This window comes from Anaerotruncus sp. G3(2012) (genome assembly GCF_000403395.2).
Lineage (GTDB): Bacteria > Bacillota > Clostridia > Oscillospirales > Ruminococcaceae > Anaerotruncus.
The window spans coordinates 202,140-224,262 of sequence record NZ_KE159674.1; the positions used below are offsets into that span (position 1 = coordinate 202,140).

Here is a 22,123-nt window from a genome sequence, read left to right on the forward strand (position 1 = left end):
CTATGGAACGTATGACAATACAGGAGATTGCGGAAGCGATTGGGAGTACAGAACGGTTTGAGGGAGCGGTGGAGCAGGTCTCCACCGACTCCCGCGCACTCCCGGAAGGCTGCCTCTTTCTGGCGCTGGCGGGGGAACGGTTCAACGGGCACGACTACCTCGCCGCTGCCCTGCAAAACGGCGCGGCTTTTGCGGTTGCGCAGGAACGCAGGGCGGATTATGCCGCGCAAAATGGGCGCATACTCTATGTGCAGGATACCGGGCGCGCGCTGCTGGAACTTGGACGCGCCTACCGCGAAAAATTTTCGATCCATTGCGTGGGGGTAACCGGCAGCGTCGGCAAAACCACCACCAAAGAGATGATTGCGCAGGTGGTTTCGGCGGGTTATAAGACGCTCAAAACCGAGGGAAACCTGAACAATGAGATTGGCCTTCCCAAAACCCTGTTCGGGCTTGACCGCAGCCATCAGGCGGCGGTGATCGAGATGGGGATGGAGGGTCTTGGCGAGATCGCTACGCTTGCAGCGGTCGCGCAGCCGCAGATCGGGGTCATCACCAACGTGGGGGTAAGCCATATCGAGCGGCTTGGCTCGCGTGAAAACATCCTGAAGGCCAAGATGGAGCTTGCGGATGCCCTGCCGGATGGAGCACCGCTTCTGCTCTGCGGGGATAATGACCTGTTGTCCGGGGTACAGATGCCACGCCTGCGGGTAACCTTTTTCGGGATCGAGAACCCCGGCTGCGCAGTTCTGGCCGAAGAAATCTTCGAACAGGCAGGGGAGACCCGGTTCACCCTCCGGCATCCGGATGGGCGGATTCCAGTGTACCTGCCATGCATGGGACGCCATAATGTTTTGAATGCGCTGGCGGCATTTGCGGTCGGTCGGGAACTTGGCATCTCACCAGAGGATTGCGCACAGGCGCTGGCAGGCTACCGCCCTTCCGGGATGCGTCAGAAGGTAGTTGACTGGAACGGCGTAACCGTTGTGGAGGATTGCTATAACGCCTCCCCCGATTCGATGCGGGCCGCACTTTCGACCCTCGGCAGATGGGAGGGTGCATCCAGACGGATTGCAGTTCTCGCGGATATGCTCGAACTGGGGGAGATCAGCCGGATGTCTCACATCGAGGCAGGACAGTGCGCGGCGGAGCAGGGGATTGACCTGCTGCTCGCCTATGGGGAACAGGGGCGGTATTATGTAGAGGGTGCTTTCGGGGTCGACGCCCGTTGGTTCGAAACCAAGGATGCGCTTTGTAAGGCACTGGAGCAGGAGTCGATTCCGGGCAGCGTGATCTGGGTTAAGGCCAGCCGGGGTATGAAGCTGGAAGAGGTGCTCGAGCAGTTCTATAGCCGGACATCGAACCCATGATGGTGCCAGCCATCCCAAATTGGGATGAGAAATTTTCCAGGCTTTGATGGGCCGCGGGATCGCTGCCTGTAGGCTCTGCCCCGGCAGACATGAAACAGACCTAAGGGAGAGACAAAAGAGATGAACACAACAACAATGATCCTGACTGTACTGGTTGCATTTGCGGTTTCCGCCTTGCTGGGGTTCCCGCTGATCCCTTACCTGCGCAGGCTGAAATTTGGCCAGACGATTCTCGATATTGGCCCCACATGGCATAAGAAAAAACAGGGCACCCCGACGATGGGTGGCATTATGTTTGTAGCCGGTATCACCTTGGCGGTGGCGGTGGGGTATCTCACAGCGCTGACCATGGATCCGACACTTGCTTCTGATTCGACCGGCAGGCTCAGGCTGTTCGGCGGGATGGTGATGGCGCTGGCATTTGGTGCAGTGGGCTTTCTGGACGATGACATCAAAGTAATAAAAAAACAGAACCTCGGTCTGACCGCCCGCCAGAAGTACCTGATGCAGCTGATTATCGCGGTATTTTATCTGGTTACCCTATACCTTGCGGGCGACCGTCCGACCGTGGTGGTGCTCCCGTTCCTGGGACAGTTCGAGCTGGGGTTCCTCTACTACCCGCTTGCAGTTATCATCATCACCGGTTTTGTCAATGCGGTCAATCTCACCGACGGCATCGATGGGCTGGCTTCCTCGGTCACCTTTGTCTATGCGCTGGTCATGCTGGTGATTTCCGGCATCCTGCGGTTTGAACAGGCCGGCCTGGTTTCCTGTGCGCTCGCGGGCGGTACTCTCGGATTCCTGGTCTGGAATTTCTACCCGGCCAAGGTCTTTATGGGGGACACCGGCTCGCTCTTCCTCGGGGGGCTGGTGGTCGCGCTCGCGTTTGAGGTTGGGCTGCCGCTGCTGCTTGTATTCACCGGCGTTATCTACTGGTGCGAAGCGTTTTCGGTCATTTTGCAGGTCAGCTATTTCAAGGCGACCGGTGGCAAACGGATTTTCAAGATGAGCCCGATCCACCATCATTTTGAGATGTCGGGATGGAGCGAGGTTAAAATTGTGACGGTATTTTCATTGGTCACCGCAGTTGGTGGCCTGTTGGCAATCTGGTCAGTATTCCGTCTGTGAGCAGTTCCAAAGGAGGTATGCGGATGCAGTATGCACAAAGCGCAAGATCGGCTGGTGCGCCCCGACGCAAAAAACGGGTGAAGTCCAAACCGGCAGAGCGGGGGAGCATGGACCTGATCTTTCTGATTCTGGTCCTGACCCTTTTGGGAATCGGCTTGATTATGCTTTTTTCGGCGAGCTACGCTTACGCCTACTACTACGATGGAAACAGCTTCCATTATATCACCCGCCAGCTTGCGTTCGCAGTGGTCGGGGTAGTGGCACTGTTGGTTGTTTCGCAGATCGACTATCATATCCTGCGCAGATTCGCGTTGCTCCTGCTCGGCGGGACACTGTTTCTGTTGGTGCTGGTGCTCTTTTACCACACACAGGCAACGGCCAAACGATGGATACCGATTGTTGGCACATTCACCTTCCAGCCCTCCGAGCTGGCAAAGTTTACGATTGTTGTGGTGTTCGCACACTTGATTTCATTGAACTACGACCGGATGTCCGACCCTCGGTATGGGCTGTGGCCGTTCCTCTCGATCATGGGTATCATTGCACTTCTGATGGTTTTGCAGCCCCACCTTTCAGGCACTATTTTGATCCTGAGCATCGGCGTTGTCATGATGTTTATTGGAGGGACCAACCTGAAATGGTTTGCACTGGGCGGTCTGTTCCTGGTCGGTGCGGTTGTCGTTATCATCTTTATCCCTGATGCGGTTCCCTACGCGATGAGCCGGCTGGAACACTGGATCAACCCTGCATCTGATCCGACTGGAGCCGGTTACCAGACACTGCAGTCCCTCTACGCGATCGGGTCAGGCGGGCTGCTCGGTGTCGGAATCGGAAACTCCCGGCAGAAGCACCTGTATCTGCCGGAACCGCAAAATGACTTTGTGTTTTCGGTCGTCTGTGAGGAACTGGGATTTGTCGGTGCAACGATTATCCTGCTGCTGTTTGTCCTGCTGGTCTGGCGCGGATTCGCCATCGCGATGCGCTGCCGCGACCGGTTTGGCTCGATGCTTGCGGTCGGATTGACAACACAGGTGGGTGTTCAGACCATTCTCAATATCGCGGTGGTCAGCAACACGATCCCCAACACCGGAATCAGTCTGCCATTTTTCTCGTACGGAGGAACAGCGCTCTGTATGCTTCTGGCGCAGATGGGGGTTGTCCTGTCAGTATCCAGATACAGCACAGTTGAAAAGGAGTAACAGGAAGTAGGGGACGGAAGGTATGAGAATCTTATTTGCCTGCGGCGGTACCGCAGGGCATATCAATCCCGCGATTGCGGCGGCGGGATATCTAAAGGCGAGGCATCCGGAGGCGGAAATTTTGTTTGCGGGCAATCCCAAGGGAATGGAGGCGCGGCTGGTTCCAAACGCGGGGTTCGCGTTTGCGCCGATCGAGATCATGGGATTCCAGCGTCAGCTCAACTGGTTCAATATCCGCTATAACATCCGGTCAATCGGTTGTCTTGCGCTCTCGTGGGGACGCTCACGCAGGCTGATCCGATCGTTTGCGCCGGATGTGATCGTCGGCACAGGAGGGTATGTCAGCGGGCCGATCCTGCGGGAAGGGGCGAAGCTGGGAATCCGGACTCTGACCCACGAATCCAACGCCTTTCCTGGCGTGACAACCAAGTTGCTCGCACGTACCGCCGACAAAGTGCTGATTTCTGTCGAGGAAGCCAAGCGGTTTCTGCCGCAGGGCAGGGAATATATTGTTACCGGCAACCCGGTGCGGGAACAGATTCTGTTTGCCAGCCGGGAAAAGGCCCGCGCGAAACTGGGGATTGGGCCAGAGAAAATCTGTGTGGTGTCGTTTGGGGGAAGCCTCGGCGCCCGACGGATCAACGAAGCGATCGCTGGATTGATGGCGTGGGAACAGAAGCGCGGCGATATCTACCATATTCATGCAACCGGCTCCTATGAGAAGGATCGGTTTCCTGGTCTGCTGGAGGCCGAAGGCGTGAAACCCTCCGATGATCTGGATGTGAGGGAGTACATCAACGATATGCCAGACTGCCTCGCGGCGGCTGACCTGGTGATTTCCCGTTCGGGGGCTATGACCCTTTCGGAGTTGGAGGCAAGCGGAACCGCCTCGATCCTGATTCCATCCCCAAATGTGGCGGAGAACCATCAGTACCATAATGCGATGGTGCTCGCGGAGCACGATGCAGCGGTTGTGATTGAGGAAAAGGACCTGACCCCCGCTCTTCTGCGGGAGACAGCGCAAAAGCTCTGTGCAGATTCAGAAACGCTCAAACGCCTGGGGCGAAATGCGCAGGCGATGGCGATTATCGACGCAAATGAACGGATTTATCAGGAAATTTTGAGCCTGACCCGTTGAGAATCTGCTTGATGTATTAAAAATGGGAAAAATCACGGACTGAAAAATCCCTCCTGGTGCCGGATGATCGACACCAGGAGGGATTTTTAATCTGCTCTTGTTATTGTGCAGTGACTGGCAGTTTCTGATTTCCCGAAAAAACCTCAATTGCAGTATAGGAACCAGGTGCTTTGCAACGGAGAACCGTCGGTCCTTTGCCTTGGAAAGAGGTGCTGTCGAGCAGGTTAAACCGGATCGAGTTACCCTGCGCTTCGATTGTCCAACCGAGCCGTTTCTCGCTGTTGCAACAAATCCAGAAATCGGCGCTCCCGTCCTCCAGAACAGTCCGTTTTACAAAGACCGCACCAGAATCAGGCTTTCCAGAGAGCCAGTCGGTCAGTTCCTGCGGGCGCTGCTCCGCCGGATCGAGCAGGTCGGTGGAGGTAATTCCACCGGCAATGGTTGTAGTTGCATCAAAGGTGATATACTTTACGTCGTCTCCATTCGCGGGTACAAAAGAGGGAGCCTTTTCTGTATCAGACGCATATTGCAGGTCATCATTGGTATACACATCATAGAGATCCGCTTTTAATGCATCAGGCATCGGTGCGATCCCCACAACCTTTCCGCCTTCCCCCTTGACTGTCACCAAAAAGAGCGCGTTGTCATCCAAGCTTTTGTCAAAATAGCCGATATTAAACGCATTTGGTTCGCCATTGCTATGGAAATCTACAAATGCCTTGACCGGCTGTCCATTGTAGAGAACTTGATCAAGCTGAGAATCGTAGATAACCCCATAGACACGGAATTGTTCAAACTGTTCAGACAGGCTGCGCTGACGTGAAGCAGGGTGTGGACTGGAAGCGGCTATCCCCGGAATTGATGGACCTCTTACAGCTGTAACCCCATCTGAAACAGGTACGGCATACACAGACACCCCGACAGCAAAAGACAGAGAGACCGAAACAAGCAGAGGAACCATCCGTCCGATTTTTTTCATTGTTGAAATCATCCTTTCCAAATATTTGATGGGATCGCCTGATCCGAATTATCCAAGGTAGCAGATGGTATTATAGATACAGATGCCGATGATGACAACCATCAGCCCGATAAACAGACGATCGACCGCTTTGGCATCAATCCTGCGGTTGATCCTGCCACCACAGATGCCGCCTGCAAAGCCGCCCGCGACCATCAAAAGCAGGAGGAACAGGCTGAATTGTGGGAGCTGGCCGGTCAGAAGCGTACTGGCGAGACTTGTGAGTTGAGAAAAGAGGATCACATAAAGCGAGTTTTGCGCAGCAGTTTTGGTATCCATTGAGAAAAAGTAGGAGAGAACCACCAAATTGATCGGACCGCCGCCAATCCCCAGAAACGAGGACATGACTCCCAGAACAAGGCCGATCGCCGTACAGATGATGGTTCCATCCATTTGATGGGTGGAGATGTTGTTTTTATACAGGGTATAAATCAAGGTGCCGACAGTGATCACCAACAGACAGATCGACTGCACCGCCCCAACTTTGTTGGGGTCAGGGAATAGCCCGGCAACCTGCTGAAACAGCTCTTTGCCGAGGATTCCACCGATTGCCGCACCGATTGCGAGCGGAGTACCTGTCCGAAGATCAATCAGCGATTTCTGCCCACCATGCTTAGAGCGGAAAACCGAGATCGCTGACATCGAAAGAACAGTGCATCCGGACAAGAAGCTGATTGCCGCTACATCGAGAAGCTGGAATGCGTCGAGTGCGGGCTTGATAATCACCCCGCCGCCAATCCCGCATATAGCGCCTATAATCGAGGCTCCAAAGCTAATCAGAAAAAATAAAAACTGCAATTTCCGCTGTCCTCCAAGTTCCTACGATTGTAGACGGTCGTTCACTTATAAAAATGCGGAAAACAGAACAGCCGTTACCGGGCTGTTCTGCCCCGGTTCAAAACTGTGCCTGGAACAGTTCCTCTACTTTTGAAGTGTCATCAGCCATCACGAGGATGACATAGCTGCCGTTGGTGTAGACTGCCGCATTGTTGATCTTGGCCATCTCGGCAGGGACGTAATTTTCATACGCGATCTTTTGATCTTCGATCCGCTCGTTGATGGCATCCTGTACCATACCGATGTCAGCAGCATCCTTGACTTTAAAGACGCTGACCTCCTCGGCGGTAGCTCGGGTTGCACTTGTCCGCACAGTTTTTTCCGCGAGCTTTTCCTCATCGAGGTTATAAATATTTGCAACCATCTTGTCCTCAAGGGTCATCAATTCATCCTTGAAGGTGAGCTGGGAAGCTACCGCCTCCACCACATCGGCGGTAGCAGGCTGTTTTCCGCTCTGATCGGAGGATTTTCCGCCGCAGGCGGCCAGCGAAAGGCAGGTGATAATAGCAAGGGCAATAACGAACAGTTTTTTCATCTTTTTTCTGACTCCTTAATTCTGTGATTCTACGCCGCTGTTTTCCGGTTCGGATGCGGAAACGTTCGTAGTGGAAGCGGCTGCTGGCCCACCTGGAACGGAAACAGTGTGCTGCTTGAGATAATCGAACCATTTATTATAGTATTCCGGACCAAAATGCATCCCGTCGGCAGGAGAAGCCGCATCCGGGAGCATCCCATTTTCGTCCTTCATACATTCCGCTACATTCAAATAGTAGACCTGTTTTTCCCCGCAGAGGGTGAGCAGTGCCTGATTAAATTCGTCGATCCGGTTGTTATCCATATTATAATTATTGTTCCGGGTCACCGGCAGAATCGACTGCACATAGATCAGCGCATCCGGCTGAAGCTCCCTCACATCATCGAGAAAACTGGAATACCGCTCGATAAAACGGGACTTCTCAACATCGCGCACCTCGTTTCCGCCAAGCAGGATGTAAACCTTGCGGAATTGTGCCTGTTTGAGCCCATCCATAATCGCAATGCGGGAACCATCCTCCTGCTTGACATACGGCTCGGTATAGATGCTGCTGAGGTTGGCCCCTGTACCGGCGAGTACGGTAGTTCCATCCATTACACCGTAAAGCTCGATTCCAGTGCTGATCGAATCCCCAACAAAAACTGCATCATTAAAGTAGTCGCTGGATACCCAGTCGGACGCAGGGACAGCTCCCTCAAAAACCGGGATTTCCGGCTCGGGTTCCGGTTTCGGCGCTGAGGCGGGTTCCGGTTCGTCGTCACTGGATTCCTCTTTCTCCTCCGGTTCCGACGAGGAGGAGCGCAGACGCTGACGGGATGCGTCGGAAGATGCGTTCTCGCCTTGCGCACCGGCCGAGATCTGCCAGGCGCCGGCGATCAGAAGGGAAAGGAGCAACGCAAAGACAAGCATAATCAGAACCGGAATCAGGTTGCTTTTTTTCCTCCGGCTCACTTTCATCGGTTTATTCATAGCCATAATCTTCATCTTCTCCTGAGGCAAGCAAATGCCTAAAAGCGTTTACATAGAATCGCTTTTGTATGTGTTAATTTCACCATACAAAAATTTCAGCAAAAATATTATACAATTTTCCTGTAGAAATGTAAAGTAAAAGATCAAGCAACGGGAAAAAAAGACATATACAAACAGTTATAAACACTTTCCACTGAGTTTTCCACAATAGAATCCCCGCAAAAGACGGGAATTCCACCAGTTTCCCAGTATCCTTTTCACCGTTTATCCACATAAAAAATGGATGTTTATGGATTAAAATTTACAATGATTTCTATTTCCTGGAGTTGTTTTAAGAATTTATACGCTGGGTGATTGTTTTGGGCAAGCAGACAGATAAAAAAGCGATATTCCCTGGCAAAGGGAATATCGCTGTCTATTTATAGCGTAAGTGGTTCACAGAGGGCATACCACTGACATCCGCTGCAAACTTCCGGAAACTGGCCAGCCTGTATGATCCGCTCTTCGACCAGCTGGGAAAACGTTTCCCAGGTAAGCGAGTCCCCGTCTGCAAGACCGCAGAGAGAGAGTACCGCTGCATCGTAGGCTGCGACCTTCTCTCCTGAGACACAGCCAGCTCCCCGGCGGTGCGGGCAGGCGGTGCAAAGGAAGTCCGCACGAGAATGGAGGATCACCGGCTGTTCCGGAGATTCCTGAAGTTCACTGACCAAGCCGGTCATCCGCCGGGTAAACGCTTCGCTGTATCCATGCCCGCTGAAATGCCGCAGGCAAAGCCCGTGATGCGGCCGCAGCGGGATTCGATCAGTTCGCAAGGTTCCACCCCGAAGCGGCGAGCGGTTTGCGCAGCCCCTGCACCAACCATGCAGCGCCGAGGATTTTCAGTGCATCACCGGGCAGAAACGGCAGCACGCACATCCCGAGCGCAGCAACCAGCCCTTTTCCGGTCAGCATCATGAACCATACGGTTCCGAATGCATAGCAGGCGGCCACGCCGATCACCATAGCGATACACAGCTTACGGAAACTGCGTCCCCAGCGCTCGCAGATCAGCCCAACCAGAAATGCTGCGACCAGATAGCCGATGATGTAACCACCGGTTGGCCCGGTGATGATGCCCATGCCACCGCTGAATCCCTGAAAGACCGGCAGGCCGAATGCGCCGAGCAGGACAAAGGCAAGCTGGCTGAACAGCCCGAACTTTGCGCCAAGCAGTGCTCCCGAGAGATGGACTGCAAAGAGCGCAAGATTGATCGGAATGGGAGGAATTGGAATGGCGATCTGGGAACAGATTGCGGTGAGTGCGGCGAACATGGCACAAACCGCAATTTTTTTTGTGCTGATGGCAGTTGACATGGTGGACACCTCCTGAATTGTAAACCAATACTTCAAAATTTGGTTTACATTCAGGATAACCAGTTTTTCGCCAAATGTCAAGTAAAATTTTAGGAACATATGTTTGCAAATCTGCTTGCTTTTTTAGATGTGATCCTGTATAATGGGTTCTGTAAAATCAACCATACGGCAGATTTGTGGGACTGCTGTTTTTTCAACAGATGAAAAACAAACTATCCGGGTAATGGAGGAGAGACACAATGGCAGAAAAAAAGGCAGCACCGGTTACAGAACGCAGGAGCAATGTTTCGGCGGAGGAGAAGGCGAAAGCTCTGGAGACCGCCCTCAGCCAGATCGAAAAGCAGTTCGGCAAGGGCGCGGTAATGAAGCTCGGGCAGGACAGCACTCTGAACGTGGAGGCGATCTCGACCGGTTCATTGTCGCTCGACATCGCGCTCGGAATCGGAGGCGTGCCCAAAGGCCGCATCATTGAAATCTACGGTCCGGAAAGCTCGGGCAAAACGACAGTGGCGCTCCATGTTGCGGCACAGGCGCAGAAGGCGGGCGGCGCGGCGGTCTTTATTGATGTGGAGCACGCGCTTGATCCGGTCTATGCGCAGGCGCTCGGCGTGGATATCGACTCTCTGCTTGTCTCCCAGCCGGACACCGGTGAGCAGGCGCTCGAGATCGCCGAGGCGCTCGTTCGGTCCGGCGCGGTCGATGTCGTGGTGGTCGACTCGGTCGCCGCGATGGTCACCAAGGCTGAGATCGAAGGGGAGATGGGGGACAGCCATGTCGGTGTGCAGGCCCGCTTGATGTCGCAGGCGCTGCGTAAGCTCACCGGCGCGATCGGCAAATCCAACTGCATCGTGATCTTCATCAACCAGCTCCGTGAAAAGATCGGCGTGATGTACGGTAACCCCGAGACGACCCCCGGCGGTCGGGCGCTCAAATTTTATGCGTCGGTGCGCCTGGACGTGCGCCGGACCGAAACCCTCAAATCCGGTACCGAGATGATCGGCAGCCGTACCCGGGTGAAGGTGGTTAAAAACAAGGTGTCGCCACCGTTCAAGGAGGCAGAATTCGACATCATGTATGGCACCGGCATCTCGAAAGAGGGGGAGATCCTTGATCTGGGCGCCAAGCTCGAGATCGTTGACAAGAGCGGTTCCTGGTTCAACTATGGGGACGTCCGGCTCGGTCAGGGGCGCGACAACGCAAAAGAGTTCCTCAAAGCCAATCCGGAGGTTGCTGCGGAGATCGAAGCGCAGGTGCGCGCCAATGCGGACAAACTGCTCAAATCCAACCGGACAGCGGGCAAAAAGCCGGTGAAGGTCGGCGCAAAGGTGGCGGCTGAGGAACCGGTGGAGGCTGATGCCTCGGCGGAGCCGGCAAAATCGTCTGCCAAGAAAGTCAACATTGATGTGGAGACCGATTAAGCGATGCGGATTACAGATGTGAGGATGACCAAACGCGGGCGGGTTGCCCTTTATGTTGAAGGGGAGTTCCTGTTGAGTATGCACCCGGATGTGTTTGCAGTGTCGGGACTGTCGGTCGGTTCAGAGGTGGATACAGAATCCCTAGAGACGCTCTCCGCCGAAGCCGAACTGAAAAAAGCGAAGGAGAAGGCGCTCAACCTGCTGTCCTACAAAGAATATACCACGAAACAGCTCACCGACCGCCTTAAACGCCACACTGACGAAGAATCAGCAGAACAGGCGGTCGCGCGGATGGAGGAACTGGGGCTGCTGGACGATGACGATTATGCCGAGCGGTTTGCCCGCGACCTTTCGGAACGGAAAAAGTTCGGGATTCTGCGGATTCGGCAGGAGATGCGGCAGCGTGGCCTGACCAACGAGCAGATCGAATATGCCACCTCGCTGCTTCGGTCCGACCCGGAGGAGAAGATGCGGGAGATCATCGCGCGTAAATATCCGCTTGCCTATGAGGACGAAAAGGTCCGGCGGAGGGCGTTCTCCGCGTTGATGCGGATGGGGTATCCAGCGGCAGAGGTGCGCCGTGTGCTCACCGTAAGTGAGTATGATTGATTCCAGGAAAAGGAGGTTCTCTCTGAATGAAGCGGTGGATGGCAGTGGTATGCTGCCTGCTGATACTGGCCTGCGCCGGCTGCGGCAAAACACAGCAGACGCAGAAGATGTACCTGCAAACAGCGGAGCTGACCGAGAAGGAAACAGCAATTTTACAGCTCGCAGGCGCGGACCTCAACGAGAAGATTTACGATTTCCGGGCGGATGCGTCCCTGCAGTCGGTCAGGCTGTGCCTCTATCGCTTGCAGGACAGGAGATGGGAACAGGTCAGTGACGGGGTAAGGGCGTTTCAGCAGGATGGCGGACGGATTGCAATATCGTTCGATGATCTTGGAGCGGGGCATCGGTTCGCACTTCAGGGGAAGGATGCCTTTTCCGCAACCGCCCATCGGTCGAATGCGCCGCCCGACCGTACGGGGACACAGATGGTTACGTCATGGCTGAGCGGATGTCAGGAGCTGCGCTATGAAGAGGAAATTCCGCTGGTCCTCCAGGTCTGCACAGCAAAGGATGAGGTGCGTTCTTACGATACTTCCTGCTTTTTTCAGCCAGAAGTATTTGAGGACTATGAGTTTGTCTATGCAGTGACAGCGATGTTCAGCCGGCAGACGGTCGAGGAGAACGACCAGGAACGAGAAGGTCTTGCCGGTTGATCGAATCAAGAGAAAGTGAAGGTGCCTATGGCAGTCAAGATTGGAATGGTGTCGCTCGGATGCTCGAAAAATCAGGTGGATGCGGAACTGCTGCTCGCCCTGATCGTCGAGGGTGGTTACGAGATCAGCGCAGATGCGTCCGAATGCGATGTGGTGATTATCAACACCTGTGGGTTTATCGAGGATGCAAAACGGGAAAGTATCGAAACGATTCTGGAGTTCTGCCAGATGAAGGAAGAAGGGCAGGTTAAGGCGGTTGTGGTGACCGGCTGTCTCGCTGAACGGTATCGTGAGGAGGTCTCGGTCGAGATCCCCGAGGCGGATGTGGTGCTCGGGATCGGCAAAAACAAAGAGATTTTGCAGGCGATCCGCGATGCGCTCGACGGCAAAAAGACGGTCGCGTTTGGGGATAAGTATGCCTTGCCGCTTGAGGGGCCGCGTATCCTTGCAAACGCCCCGTATTTTGCCTATCTCAAGGTTGCGGACGGGTGCGACAACCGCTGCTCTTATTGTGCAATCCCTCTGATCCGCGGCGGATTCCGCTCGCGTCCGGTTGAGAAAGTGGTCGAAGAGGCGAAACGTCTCGCGGATGCCGGAGTCACCGAACTGAACGTTGTCGCGCAGGATACCACCCGTTATGGCGAGGACCTCTATGGCAGGCCCGCTCTGCCGGAACTGCTTGAGCAGCTTTGCAGGGTCGACGGAATCCGCTGGGTCCGCATCCTCTACTGCTATCCCGATCGGATCACCGACCAGCTGCTCGAGGTGATGGCGCGGGAGGAAAAAATCGTCAAATATATGGACATACCGATCCAGCATGTCAGCGGGCGGCTGCTCAAGCTGATGAACCGCCGCGGGGATGCGGGTTCGCTCACCGCGCTGATGCGGAAAATCCGGAAACGGGTGCCTGGGGTAGTCCTGCGCACCACCCTGATTACTGGCTTCCCGACCGAAAGCGAGGCGGATTTTTTCGAGCTTTGCACCTTCATACGCGAGGTAAAGTTCGAGCGGCTCGGCTGTTTCCCCTATTCGGCGGAGGAGGACACCCCCGCAGCTGAGATGGACGGGCAGATCGACGAGGAGAAAAAGCATCGCCGCGCAGAGGTTGTGATGGAGGAGCAATATCGGGTGATTGAGGCGTTTAACGCTTCACAGATTGGCAGGCGGTTGACTGTACTGGTCGAGGGGCGTGCCCGGGACGGACTGTGGTACGGCCGCAGCTATATGGATGCCCCCGACATCGACACAAAGGTATTTTTCACCGGCCCGGCAGACTGCCCGTCCGGCAGTTACGTTGCTGTGGAGATCACCGGGACCGAGGAATATGACCTGCTGGGCAGGATGCTGGAGGTGGAAGCATGAATCTGCCGAACAGGCTCACAGTGATGCGCATGGCGCTGATCCCTTTTTTCCTGATTTTTATGCTTTGTGATGGGATTCCCCACCGATATCTGATCGCTGCCGCAATTTTTGGGGCGGCGTCGTTTACCGACTATCTGGACGGCCATATTGCCCGGCGGGACGGGCTGGTCACCAACTTCGGCAAGCTGATGGACCCGCTTGCCGACAAGTTGCTGGTCTTTTCTGCGCTGATCTGTTTTCTGGAAACCGGGCGCGCCTCGACGCTCGGGACGTTCATCATCCTTGCGCGGGAGTTTCTGGTCACTTCGGTACGGCTGATCGCTGCCGAACAGGGCAGGGTGATCGCTGCCGATCGGTACGGCAAGCTCAAAACAGTCTTGCAGATTGTCTGGGTGCTCTACGCGCTCCTTTCGATGTGGGTGGTTTTTGATCTGCTGCCGCCCTCGCCCGCTTCCTATTCACCGGCATTCTTTTTTGGGGATGTTGTTTTACAGCTGATCGTGGTCATTCTGACGGTATTTTCAGGATGGAATTATGTCTGGAAGAACCGGGACCTGCTTTCCGATCTGAAATAAATGCTTGCATCCGGGGCACAAATATGGTATCCTGTGCATAGACTTAGATGGAACAAATGCATAGAACGGGAGAAGTACCCGCAGGATTTCCGCAGCAGAGAGGACGCGTCACCGGCTGAAAGCGTGTCCGGCGGGATTGCGGCGAAATGCACCCGCGAGCAGGCCGTCCCAACGGGATTCCCCAAGTATGGCGGCACGTTTCCCGCGTTAAGGGTAAAGGGCTGAATCTGCGTCTGAAAAGGCCGGAAGCGGGCCCTGAGTAATAAATCGGAGTGGAACCGCGGAAACCTAACCGCCTTCGTCTGGATCAATGCCGGACGAAGGCTTTTTTGTGCCGTGTTCCACAGACGAAAACAGGAGGTCTGTTTGATGTTTCAATCGCTTAAAAAGGATATTGCCGCAGTCAAGGAGCGCGATCCAGCCGCCCGCAGCAGCCTGGAAACACTGCTGATTTCGAGCGGCCTGCATGCGATCATGCTGCATCGACCGGCGCACTGGCTTTATCAGCATGAATGCTATCTCTCCGCGCGGATGATTAGCCAGTTCGCCCGATTTCTGACTGGCATTGAGATCCATCCCGGCGCAAAGATAGGCAGAGGTGTGCTGATCGACCACGGTTCGGGCGTGGTGATCGGAGAGACTGCCGAGGTCGGTGATGGCTGTACAATCTATCAGGGGGTTACGCTCGGCGGAACCGGCAAGGAGAAGGGAAAACGGCATCCGACATTGGGAAAAAATGTTACCGTCGGCAGCGGTGCCAAAATCCTCGGACCGTTCAAGGTAGGTGACGGCGCAAAGGTCGCGTCCAACGCAGTGGTACTTGAGTCTCTCCCGCCACAGGCTACAGCGGTCGGCGTGCCTGCGCGGGTGGTGCGGATCGGTGGCCGCAGGCCGACCGGGCAGCTTGATCATGTGCATATCCCGGACCCGGTTGCGCAGGAAATCTGTAAGCTGAATATCCAGATCAGTCGGATGGAAAAGCGTCTGCGCGAGCTGGAAAAGACGCAGGAACCATCCGGATCGGGGCCTTTTTCCCAGTCTGCCCGCGAGCCGGCTTAGAGGCTGTTTGCTATTGAACTTACCGCATCCGAGGCTATTCTAAATCGGAGAATTTTTGCAGTCTTCTACAACCAATCCCGCACAAGCTGTAACCTATTTTACAAAATAAAGGAGCAATCTGCATGAAAATTTACAACACCCTCACCAGACAGAAAGAGGAGTTCGTCCCTATCGAGCCGGGCAAGGTCAAAATGTACGCCTGCGGCCCGACCGTCTATAACTTTATCCATATTGGCAACGCCCGCCCGATTTGCGTGTTTGATACCCTGCGCCGGTACCTTGAATATCGCGGCTATGACGTGACTTTTGTCCAGAACTTCACCGACATCGACGACAAGCTCATCAACAAAGCCAACGAAGAAGGGATCACCGTTAAGGAGGTTGCGGAGCGGTATATTGGGGAATATCTGACCGACACGGAAGGGCTGGGGATCCGCCCCGCGAATATCCATCCCCGCGCGACCGAAAACATCGACACCATCATCGAGATGGTGCGCATCCTTGAGGAGAAGGGTTATGCCTATGCGCACGAGGGAAGCGTTTATTTCCGTTCCCGCCGGTTCTCCGGATATGGGAAGCTGTCCCACCAGCCGCTGGAAGAACTGGAATCGGGCGCGCGGATCGATGTCAGCGAAGCCAAGGAGGACCCGCTCGATTTTGTCCTTTGGAAAGCCGCAAAGCCGGGCGAGCCGAGCTGGGCCTCCCCGTGGGGGGAGGGTCGTCCGGGCTGGCATATCGAGTGCAGCGCCATGATCCGAAAACACCTCGGGGAGACCATCGACATCCACTGCGGCGGTCAGGACCTGATCTTCCCACATCATGAAAACGAGATTGCTCAAAGCGAGTGCTGCACCGGGGTTGAGTATGTCCATTACTGGATGCACAACGGCTATATCAATGTTGACAACCGGAAGATGAGCAAATCCCTCGGAAACTTTTTCACCACCCGGGAGGTTGCGAACAAATTCGGTTATGAGCCGATCAAATTCATGATGCTTCAGGCGCATTATCGCAGCCCGATCAACTATAGTCTGGAAGTGATCGAACAGTGTAAATCCGCGCTTGAGCGGCTGCACAACTGCCGGAACAATCTGGACTTTGCGCTGAAAAACGCGTTGGATGGGCCCACAGAAGGGGAGGGCGCCTTTCAGGAGCAGCTCGAACGCCGGATTGCCCAGTTTATTGAGGCGATGGACGACGACCTCAACACCGCCGACGGGATCGCTGCACTGTTCGAGATGGCGCGGGACATCAATTCGTTCCTGACAGAACCGCGCTCCAAACAGGCGGTCTCCTGCGCGATTTCCAAATTTGACGAGCTGTGCGGGGTGCTTGGGCTGCTCTATCAACGCGGGTCGGACGATCTGGACAGTGAAGTAGAAGCCCTGATCGAGCAGCGGCAGGCGGCACGCAAGGCAAAGAATTTTGCAGAGGCCGACCGCATCCGTGACCAGCTTAACGAGATGGGGATTCTTTTGAAAGATACTCCGCAGGGGGTACAGTGGTCACGCAGATAAGAAAAAGGAGCCTTGAAACGAACAGGAGCCGCAGGGGAGTTATCCTCTGCGGCTGTTGGCTAGTCTGGCCCGGTTACGATATTCGGTCGGCGCAGAGCCTTTCAGCTCACGGAAGGTTCGGGCAAAATAGCTCATATCCTGAAATCCGCATTGTGTGGCGGTCTCCGCGATTTTCCAGTCGGTCGTTGCGAGCAGCTCGGCCGCTTTCTGGATGCGGAACTGTTTGAGATATTGGATTGGTGGGACACCAATGGTGTTACGGAAGCAACGCAGGCACTCACTCACGCTTACCCGGGCGCTGGCTGCGATTTGTGCTGTGTCCAGCTCTTCGGGATAATGTTCCTGTATAAACTGAAGCATAGTCTTGATTCGCTCGGCCTCCCGCAGGGACCGCTCGGAAGGAGGGACGGACACTGTCGGGCGGTTGCTGGAGAGCAGAAAAACCAGTTCAGACAGTGCGGTACGGACTGAGAACTCGTATCCGGACGGTTCCTCCATACAAAACTTCCATGCGTTTTCAATAGAGATGACCCCGTTTCGATGCCACTGCGCAGAGCCGTCAAGCAGGACACTCTTGCAGGATAGATTTTCCAGCAAAGGCTGAAGATAGTCCTGCCAGAAGACGCTGTCGATGCTGCCGCCGACCAGCCGGGGATGAAACACCACCGAATGCAGCAGACAACTGGCGTGCCCGGCATTCCACGCCGCGTGCAGCACCCCGGTATTGCAGAAAAAGCCTTCCCCCTGCCGGACTGTAAAACTCTCTGTACCCGCTGTCACAGCCGCCGTTCCCTCAACAACAATGAGCGCCTCCAGTTCATCGTGCCAATGCCATGGGAGCGATTCGGTTGTCAGGTCGTCATAATAGCAGGCTACCGGAAACAGAGCAGTCCCATGCAGTTTTAACTCTCTGCCCTGTGGGCTGGTTCTGATATTACATGCTGTCAATGCCATGTGATCCTCCTGTTTGGCGGTTTTCTCCTATAAAACCGGCTGTTTTGTTCTATCTGTCCGCAAATTTTGCTGATATAATGATAGCAAACAGCGAGGAGGAATGCAAGTATGATACATCTGCTTTTAGTGGTGATCTATCTGTCTTTTATCAGTCTTGGCCTGCCGGATGCCCTGCTGGGTTCGGCATGGCCGTCGATGTATGCCGGCTTTGACGTGCCAATCTCTTATGCGGGTGTGATCTCAATGATTATTGCGCTTGGCACCGTTGTGTCCAGCCTGCAAAGCGACCGCCTTTCCCGCAGTCTTGGTACTGGAAAGGTCACAGCGTTCAGTGTGGCGCTCACTGCGGCTGCACTCTTCGGATTTTCGGTCAGCCGGTCGTTCTGGATGCTCTGCCTTTGGGCAATCCCCTATGGGGTCGGAGCGGGAAGTGTGGACGCTTCCCTCAACAACTATGTTGCCCTGCACTATGCGAGCCGCCATATGAGCTGGCTGCACTGTATGTGGGGGATCGGGGCATCGATCGGGCCATATATCATGGGATACGCCCTGACTGGCGGGCAGGGCTGGCCTGCTGGATATCGAAGCATAGCAGTACTTCAGGTCGTTCTGACTGCGATTCTGCTGGTCAGCCTGCCGCTTTGGAAAGGGCAGAGGACCGATGCAGGCGCAGGGGAAGCCCCCGACAAGCCGCTCACCCTGCGGGAGATTTTCAGAATCCCTGGCGCGAAAGAGGTGATGATTGCTTTTTTCTGCTACAGCGCGGTAGAACAGACCACTTCACTCTGGGCGAGCAGTTATCTGGCATTGCATGCGGGATTTTCCACAGAACAGGCAGCGGGTTTTGCCAGCCTGTTCTTTATAGGGATTACTGTTGGCCGGGCGTTCAGCGGCTTCCTGACAATCAGGATGGATGATCCGCAGATGATTCGTCTGGGACAGGGAGTGATCGCTGTCGGAATCATCGCTCTGTTGCTCCCGCTGGGGGAATTTTTCACCTTGGTAGGCCTGATTTTGATTGGCCTGGGCTGTGCACCGGTTTTTCCCTGTATCATCCATTCTACACCAGCTCATTTCGGAGCCGATCGTTCACAGGCGGTGATCGGCGTGCAAATGGCGAGCGCATATATCGGAACCTGCGTAATGCCGCCGCTTTTTGGACTGATTGCCAACCACATCAATGTGGCATGGTTTCCGGTTTATCTGATTCTTTCTCTGGCGGTGATGGTGTGGATGCATGAAATGCTGCTGAAAAAGAGCGGACAGAGGCTATCCTGACTGGAATATTCACAATTTGCCGCTTGATTGCCGGAAGGGAATGGAATATACTAGACAGCAGTCAACTGCGAAAAGAGGGGAATTATGGAGCAATATCAAACAGATGGACAGCGGGTCGGGCTGAACGCATGGCAGCTGAAACTGATCGCGATTGTGGCAATGGTGATCGACCATCTTGCTTTCTCGTTTGTTCCGGATGGGACGTTTCTGGCGGTTGCGATGCATTTCATCGGGCGGATCACCGGGCCAACCATGTTTTATTTTGCCGTTGAGGGATACCACCATACCCGTGATCTGAAACGATACATCCTGCGCCTGGTGATTTTCGCAGGAATCAGCTATTTTCCCTTTCTGCTTTTCCATGCAGGCGGCGATGTCGGGAGCCTCAACCCCTTGCGGCTCAATGTTATTTATACCATCCTGTTGGGCGTCCTCGCGGTCACTGTACGCCATCATGTGAAGAATTCTGTGTTGAAATTACTGCTGATTCTGCTGCTGTTCACACTGGGGATGCTGGGGGATTGGGCGATCTATGGTATTATCATCATCCTTGTGTTCGATTTCTATCGAGGCGATTTCCGCAATCAGGCAGTTGGCTACGCGCTGATAACCCTCCTGGGCGTGGGTGTGCTCCGTATTTGGACAAGCCCATTCCAGTCACTGATCTATTTGGGGGAGTTCAGCCTGAATTTGGAAACCTTTCTGTACTACCTTTCGGATAGCGGTATGTTCCTTGCGCTGTTTCTGCTCAGTCGCTATAACGGCGAGCGCGGCCCGTCGGGCGGATGGCGCAGATGGCTCTTTTATTGGTTCTATCCGGCGCATCTGCTGCTGATTGGCGGAATCCAGTTTCTGATGCTGCGGACGGGATGAGGGATTGTAAAAAGATCTGTAAACTTATCAGGACAGCCAGCAGAAAGAAGAATATTTTCGCTGTGATCCTGTGACGCGGGGTCTGTAAACCGATATTTTTTGCACACAACCAGAGCAGACACAATTAAAAACAAACCGGCGAGCATTTTCCGCCGGTTTGTTTTTAATATGGCAGCATGATGGTCTTAAATGAAAGGAGGTGAAAAATTGTGCGAATCGAGCGAAAAGAGCTTGGGGAAAGTGCAGTAGCCGTAATGGGGTCTGACAAGATTCTGCTGTCAGATGAACAATCGGCGGTTGACCTGATTATGTCGGTCCGGTATGAGACTGGATGCAGCCGGATCGCAGTTCCGAAACCGGCGGTCGAGGAGGATTTTTTCCGGTTAAGCAGTGGGATTGCAGGGGAAATCCTGCAAAAATTTATCAACTACCATGCGAAATTGGCGATCATCGGGGATTTTTCCGGGTACACCAGCAAGCCGCTCAAGGATTTCATCTATGAAAGCAACAACGGCAAAGATGTATTTTTTGTCGGGAGCGAGCAGGAGGCGGTAGAGCGTCTCACACAGGCAGGATAACAGAGCCTCTCTACGGAATTTTTCGCAGAGGGGTCTTTTTTAAGGTTCGGGGAAAAGGACCGGCTGATTTATAACTTTCAGAACCAGGCGGAGCAGGATAAGTGCCATTCCTAACATGCAGAAGAGATGCTTCTTTATGGAAAGTGTCCCTTCTGTATTTTTGATAGCAGGATTTTCGGTTCTAAAAAGCTGGACGTGCCAATAGACTGAGAACAGAGAAAAAAAGGACGTGATCGAAATGAAACAGGACGAGCGTTTTGGACATGCGGCAGGGATGCTTGGAGAGCGGGTACGTCAGGTATTGGAACGGATTCCATCGGGGATCGGCGGGACGGTGAGTGAAATTCGCCTGCGGGTCGGCCAACCGCTGGGATTGACTGCATCAGCACACCCTCTGTTTGTGGACGAGCGGGGAGGGGTGTTTTCACAGCCTCCGGCGGATGGCTTTCGAATACGCAGGCAGGATCTTCAGGACTGCTTGGTTAGCCTGTGCGGCTGGGCGGTACATAGCCATCAGCGGGAGATGGCGTCTGGATATATCTCGGTGAAGGGCGGGCATCGTGCGGGCGTTGCGGCAACTGCGGTGGTCGAGGAAGGAAAACTGACAGCGGTCCGGGATGTCACTTCCATCAACCTGAGGGTAGCGCGGGAAATCTTTGGTGCGGCCGATCCAATTATAAAAAAGGGACTTGCCGATCCATTTGGCGGGATTTTGCTGGTCGGGGCACCGGCCAGCGGTAAAACAACCTTACTGCGGGACCTCGCCCGGCAGCTTTCCGAAGGGGAAACTGGCAGATATGTCAAAGTCTGCGTGGTGGACGAAAGCGGTGAGATTGGCGGCGCATCGGGCGGGGAGGTTGGCAACCGGCTTGGACCCTGCTGTGACCTGCTTTCAGGCTATCCAAAGGCGGAAGGGATGCGGACAGCGATCCGGTATCTCTCTCCGCAAGTGATTATCTGCGATGAAGTATCTGCCGCAGATGAAGTGCTTGCGGTTGCGGAGGCGGTGAACAGCGGCGTATCAGTGGTGACTTCGATCCACGCGGGAAGTTTTGAGGAACTGTTTCGTAAGCCGAACTATCGGCGGCTTGCACACACAGGTGCGTTCCGGCAGGCGGTTCTGCTGGAAGGGGCGGACAAACCTTGTCATATTCGGGAAGTCAGGAGGATGGAAAGATGATGCAGACTCTGTTGAAAGCAGGCGGGATGGTTTTGATCCTGTTCTGCACCACATCGATCGGGATGGCGCTGGCGCGTGAACTTTCGCGCCGGGTGGAACAGCTGGAAACAGCGGTGACCATGCTGGATGCATTTGAAGGGGAGCTTTCCTATAGCCTCTCTCCGCCGGACGAGATTGCCGGACGGCTGGAACAGCGGGATTCCCTGTCAGATGCGGCATATCTGCCGCTCTGTTCCTCTCTTTGCAGGCAGGGCGTCCCATTTCCGGAAGCTTGGAAACAGGCGGTGACACACCAACCGGGAAGTCTTTCCGGAGAGGACGCAGGCATCCTGGCGGAGCTTTCGGACACCCTTGGACAGTTTGATCTCGAAACCCAGCTCTCCCAGATTCGGAATATCCGGTCACGGCTCCAGCTCCAGCTGGACGGGGCACGCGTCCGCTGCCAGGGATATGCAAGGCTCTACCGAACGATGGGCCTGCTTTCCGGGGCATTCCTCGTGATCATTCTGATTTAGGGAGG

Annotated in this window: 23 protein-coding genes; 16 read left to right on the forward strand and 7 right to left on the reverse strand. The window is 54.6% G+C overall.

The genetic code is table 11. From position 1 onward, the window contains the following. The first annotated feature begins 2 nt into the window (after positions 1 to 2). The 4 genes from murF (at position 3) to murG (ending at position 4,835) form a co-directional block, all read left to right on the forward strand. On the forward strand, positions 3 to 1,370 hold the full coding sequence (gene murF, locus C814_RS14740) for a UDP-N-acetylmuramoyl-tripeptide--D-alanyl-D-alanine ligase (protein WP_016316152.1): 1,368 nt from the start codon (positions 3 to 5) through the stop codon (positions 1,368 to 1,370). 120 nt (positions 1,371 to 1,490) lie between these two features. Next, positions 1,491 to 2,498: a phospho-N-acetylmuramoyl-pentapeptide-transferase gene (gene mraY, locus C814_RS14745; protein WP_016316153.1), complete on the forward strand. Its 1,008-nt coding sequence runs from the start codon at positions 1,491 to 1,493 to the stop codon at positions 2,496 to 2,498. Positions 2,499 to 2,521: 23 nt separating this feature from the next. After that, entirely contained in the window at positions 2,522 to 3,697 is a 1,176-nt protein-coding gene (gene ftsW, locus C814_RS14750; protein ID WP_016316154.1) for a putative lipid II flippase FtsW, read from the forward strand. Between the two features lie 22 nt (positions 3,698 to 3,719). Further along, on the forward strand, positions 3,720 to 4,835 hold the full coding sequence (gene murG / locus C814_RS14755) for an undecaprenyldiphospho-muramoylpentapeptide beta-N-acetylglucosaminyltransferase (RefSeq protein ID WP_016316155.1): 1,116 nt from the start codon (positions 3,720 to 3,722) through the stop codon (positions 4,833 to 4,835). Between the two features lie 100 nt (positions 4,836 to 4,935). On the opposite strand, the gene C814_RS14760 is transcribed toward murG, so the two are convergent. The 6 genes from C814_RS14760 to C814_RS14780 all read right to left on the reverse strand — a co-directional run bounded on the left by C814_RS14760 (position 4,936) and on the right by C814_RS14780 (position 9,547). Then, a complete protein-coding gene (locus C814_RS14760) occupies positions 4,936 to 5,835 on the reverse strand; it encodes a hypothetical protein (RefSeq protein WP_155846393.1) in 900 nt (299 codons plus the stop codon). A 27-nt stretch (positions 5,836 to 5,862) separates the two neighbouring features. Further along, complete coding sequence (locus C814_RS14765; RefSeq protein ID WP_016316157.1) at positions 5,863 to 6,651, reverse strand: sulfite exporter TauE/SafE family protein; 789 nt, start codon at positions 6,649 to 6,651, stop codon at positions 5,863 to 5,865. A 97-nt stretch (positions 6,652 to 6,748) separates the two neighbouring features. Next, entirely contained in the window at positions 6,749 to 7,225 is a 477-nt protein-coding gene (locus C814_RS14770; RefSeq protein ID WP_016316158.1) for a DUF4358 domain-containing protein, read from the reverse strand. Positions 7,226 to 7,240: 15 nt separating this feature from the next. Further along, positions 7,241 to 8,200: a GDSL-type esterase/lipase family protein gene (locus C814_RS14775; protein ID WP_016316159.1), complete on the reverse strand. Its 960-nt coding sequence runs from the start codon at positions 8,198 to 8,200 to the stop codon at positions 7,241 to 7,243. Between the two features lie 413 nt (positions 8,201 to 8,613). Continuing rightward, on the reverse strand, positions 8,614 to 9,006 hold the full coding sequence (locus tag C814_RS0104980; protein WP_022788442.1) for a DUF1284 domain-containing protein: 393 nt from the start codon (positions 9,004 to 9,006) through the stop codon (positions 8,614 to 8,616). Next, positions 8,996 to 9,547 carry a biotin transporter BioY gene (locus C814_RS14780; RefSeq protein ID WP_016316160.1) on the reverse strand — a complete coding sequence of 184 codons (552 nt, stop codon included), beginning with the start codon at positions 9,545 to 9,547 and terminating at the stop codon, positions 8,996 to 8,998. The genes C814_RS0104980 and C814_RS14780 overlap by 11 nt, the downstream gene beginning before the upstream one ends. A gap of 239 nt (positions 9,548 to 9,786) precedes the next feature. On the opposite strand from C814_RS14780, the gene recA reads away from it, so the two are divergent. The 7 genes from recA to cysS all read left to right on the forward strand — a co-directional run bounded on the left by recA (position 9,787) and on the right by cysS (position 16,740). Beyond that, positions 9,787 to 10,965 carry a recombinase RecA gene (gene recA, locus C814_RS14785; RefSeq protein WP_016316161.1) on the forward strand — a complete coding sequence of 393 codons (1,179 nt, stop codon included), beginning with the start codon at positions 9,787 to 9,789 and terminating at the stop codon, positions 10,963 to 10,965. 3 nt (positions 10,966 to 10,968) lie between these two features. Continuing rightward, complete coding sequence (locus C814_RS14790) at positions 10,969 to 11,574, forward strand: regulatory protein RecX (RefSeq protein ID WP_016316162.1); 606 nt, start codon at positions 10,969 to 10,971, stop codon at positions 11,572 to 11,574. Between the two features lie 26 nt (positions 11,575 to 11,600). Then, entirely contained in the window at positions 11,601 to 12,227 is a 627-nt protein-coding gene (locus C814_RS14795; RefSeq protein WP_016316163.1) for a hypothetical protein, read from the forward strand. Positions 12,228 to 12,254: 27 nt separating this feature from the next. Beyond that, a complete protein-coding gene (rimO, locus tag C814_RS14800; RefSeq protein ID WP_016316164.1) occupies positions 12,255 to 13,589 on the forward strand; it encodes a 30S ribosomal protein S12 methylthiotransferase RimO in 1,335 nt (444 codons plus the stop codon). Continuing rightward, positions 13,586 to 14,164, forward strand: coding sequence for a CDP-diacylglycerol--glycerol-3-phosphate 3-phosphatidyltransferase (pgsA, locus tag C814_RS14805; protein WP_016316165.1), 579 nt, complete (start codon positions 13,586 to 13,588; stop codon positions 14,162 to 14,164). The genes rimO and pgsA overlap by 4 nt, the downstream gene beginning before the upstream one ends. A 369-nt stretch (positions 14,165 to 14,533) precedes the next feature. Then, positions 14,534 to 15,223, forward strand: a complete 690-nt coding sequence (gene cysE, locus C814_RS14810; RefSeq protein WP_016316166.1) for a serine O-acetyltransferase — start codon at positions 14,534 to 14,536, stop codon at positions 15,221 to 15,223. Positions 15,224 to 15,345: 122 nt separating this feature from the next. Then, positions 15,346 to 16,740 (forward strand): cysteine--tRNA ligase, encoded by a 1,395-nt coding sequence (gene cysS, locus C814_RS14815; protein WP_016316167.1) that lies wholly within the window; start codon positions 15,346 to 15,348, stop codon positions 16,738 to 16,740. A gap of 39 nt (positions 16,741 to 16,779) precedes the next feature. Here the strand turns inward: cysS and C814_RS14820 are convergent, their stop codons facing one another. Further along, positions 16,780 to 17,694, reverse strand: a complete 915-nt coding sequence (locus tag C814_RS14820) for an AraC family transcriptional regulator (RefSeq protein WP_016316168.1) — start codon at positions 17,692 to 17,694, stop codon at positions 16,780 to 16,782. 108 nt (positions 17,695 to 17,802) lie between these two features. On the opposite strand from C814_RS14820, the gene C814_RS14825 reads away from it, so the two are divergent. From C814_RS14825 to C814_RS22400, 5 genes are all read left to right on the forward strand, one after another. Beyond that, the gene (locus C814_RS14825; protein ID WP_016316169.1) at positions 17,803 to 18,972 is read left to right on the forward strand and encodes an MFS transporter; all 1,170 of its coding nucleotides are present in this window, start codon (positions 17,803 to 17,805) and stop codon (positions 18,970 to 18,972) included. Positions 18,973 to 19,056: 84 nt separating this feature from the next. Then, positions 19,057 to 19,845 (forward strand): TraX family protein, encoded by a 789-nt coding sequence (locus C814_RS14830; RefSeq protein WP_016316170.1) that lies wholly within the window; start codon positions 19,057 to 19,059, stop codon positions 19,843 to 19,845. 209 nt (positions 19,846 to 20,054) lie between these two features. Continuing rightward, positions 20,055 to 20,423, forward strand: coding sequence for a DUF4180 domain-containing protein (locus C814_RS14835; RefSeq protein WP_016316171.1), 369 nt, complete (start codon positions 20,055 to 20,057; stop codon positions 20,421 to 20,423). A 238-nt stretch (positions 20,424 to 20,661) separates the two neighbouring features. After that, a complete protein-coding gene (locus tag C814_RS14840; protein ID WP_016316172.1) occupies positions 20,662 to 21,603 on the forward strand; it encodes an ATPase, T2SS/T4P/T4SS family in 942 nt (313 codons plus the stop codon). Beyond that, a complete protein-coding gene (locus C814_RS22400; protein ID WP_016316173.1) occupies positions 21,600 to 22,118 on the forward strand; it encodes a stage III sporulation protein AB in 519 nt (172 codons plus the stop codon). The genes C814_RS14840 and C814_RS22400 overlap by 4 nt, the downstream gene beginning before the upstream one ends. Positions 22,119 to 22,123: the final 5 nt, after the last annotated feature.

What these genes read in the sequence shown, in the direction of transcription:
- rimO (WP_016316164.1), top strand. Translation starts at nt 12,255, where the DNA reads ATGGCAGTCAAGATTGGAATGGTGTCGCTCGGATGCTCGAAAAATCAG.
- mraY (WP_016316153.1), top strand. Translation starts at nt 1,491, where the DNA reads ATGAACACAACAACAATGATCCTGACTGTACTGGTTGCATTTGCGGTT.
- cysE (WP_016316166.1), top strand. Translation starts at nt 14,534, where the DNA reads ATGTTTCAATCGCTTAAAAAGGATATTGCCGCAGTCAAGGAGCGCGAT.
- C814_RS14795 (WP_016316163.1), top strand. Translation starts at nt 11,601, where the DNA reads ATGAAGCGGTGGATGGCAGTGGTATGCTGCCTGCTGATACTGGCCTGC.
- C814_RS14820 (WP_016316168.1), bottom strand. Translation starts at nt 17,694, where the DNA reads ATGGCATTGACAGCATGTAATATCAGAACCAGCCCACAGGGCAGAGAG.
- ftsW (WP_016316154.1), top strand. Translation starts at nt 2,522, where the DNA reads ATGCAGTATGCACAAAGCGCAAGATCGGCTGGTGCGCCCCGACGCAAA.
- murF (WP_016316152.1), top strand. Translation starts at nt 3, where the DNA reads ATGGAACGTATGACAATACAGGAGATTGCGGAAGCGATTGGGAGTACA.
- C814_RS14840 (WP_016316172.1), top strand. Translation starts at nt 20,662, where the DNA reads ATGAAACAGGACGAGCGTTTTGGACATGCGGCAGGGATGCTTGGAGAG.
- murG (WP_016316155.1), top strand. Translation starts at nt 3,720, where the DNA reads ATGAGAATCTTATTTGCCTGCGGCGGTACCGCAGGGCATATCAATCCC.
- C814_RS14780 (WP_016316160.1), bottom strand. Translation starts at nt 9,547, where the DNA reads ATGTCAACTGCCATCAGCACAAAAAAAATTGCGGTTTGTGCCATGTTC.
- C814_RS14825 (WP_016316169.1), top strand. Translation starts at nt 17,803, where the DNA reads ATGATACATCTGCTTTTAGTGGTGATCTATCTGTCTTTTATCAGTCTT.
- C814_RS14830 (WP_016316170.1), top strand. Translation starts at nt 19,057, where the DNA reads ATGGAGCAATATCAAACAGATGGACAGCGGGTCGGGCTGAACGCATGG.
- C814_RS14775 (WP_016316159.1), bottom strand. Translation starts at nt 8,200, where the DNA reads ATGGCTATGAATAAACCGATGAAAGTGAGCCGGAGGAAAAAAAGCAAC.
- pgsA (WP_016316165.1), top strand. Translation starts at nt 13,586, where the DNA reads ATGAATCTGCCGAACAGGCTCACAGTGATGCGCATGGCGCTGATCCCT.
- recA (WP_016316161.1), top strand. Translation starts at nt 9,787, where the DNA reads ATGGCAGAAAAAAAGGCAGCACCGGTTACAGAACGCAGGAGCAATGTT.
- C814_RS14770 (WP_016316158.1), bottom strand. Translation starts at nt 7,225, where the DNA reads ATGAAAAAACTGTTCGTTATTGCCCTTGCTATTATCACCTGCCTTTCG.
- C814_RS14790 (WP_016316162.1), top strand. Translation starts at nt 10,969, where the DNA reads ATGCGGATTACAGATGTGAGGATGACCAAACGCGGGCGGGTTGCCCTT.
- C814_RS22400 (WP_016316173.1), top strand. Translation starts at nt 21,600, where the DNA reads ATGATGCAGACTCTGTTGAAAGCAGGCGGGATGGTTTTGATCCTGTTC.
- cysS (WP_016316167.1), top strand. Translation starts at nt 15,346, where the DNA reads ATGAAAATTTACAACACCCTCACCAGACAGAAAGAGGAGTTCGTCCCT.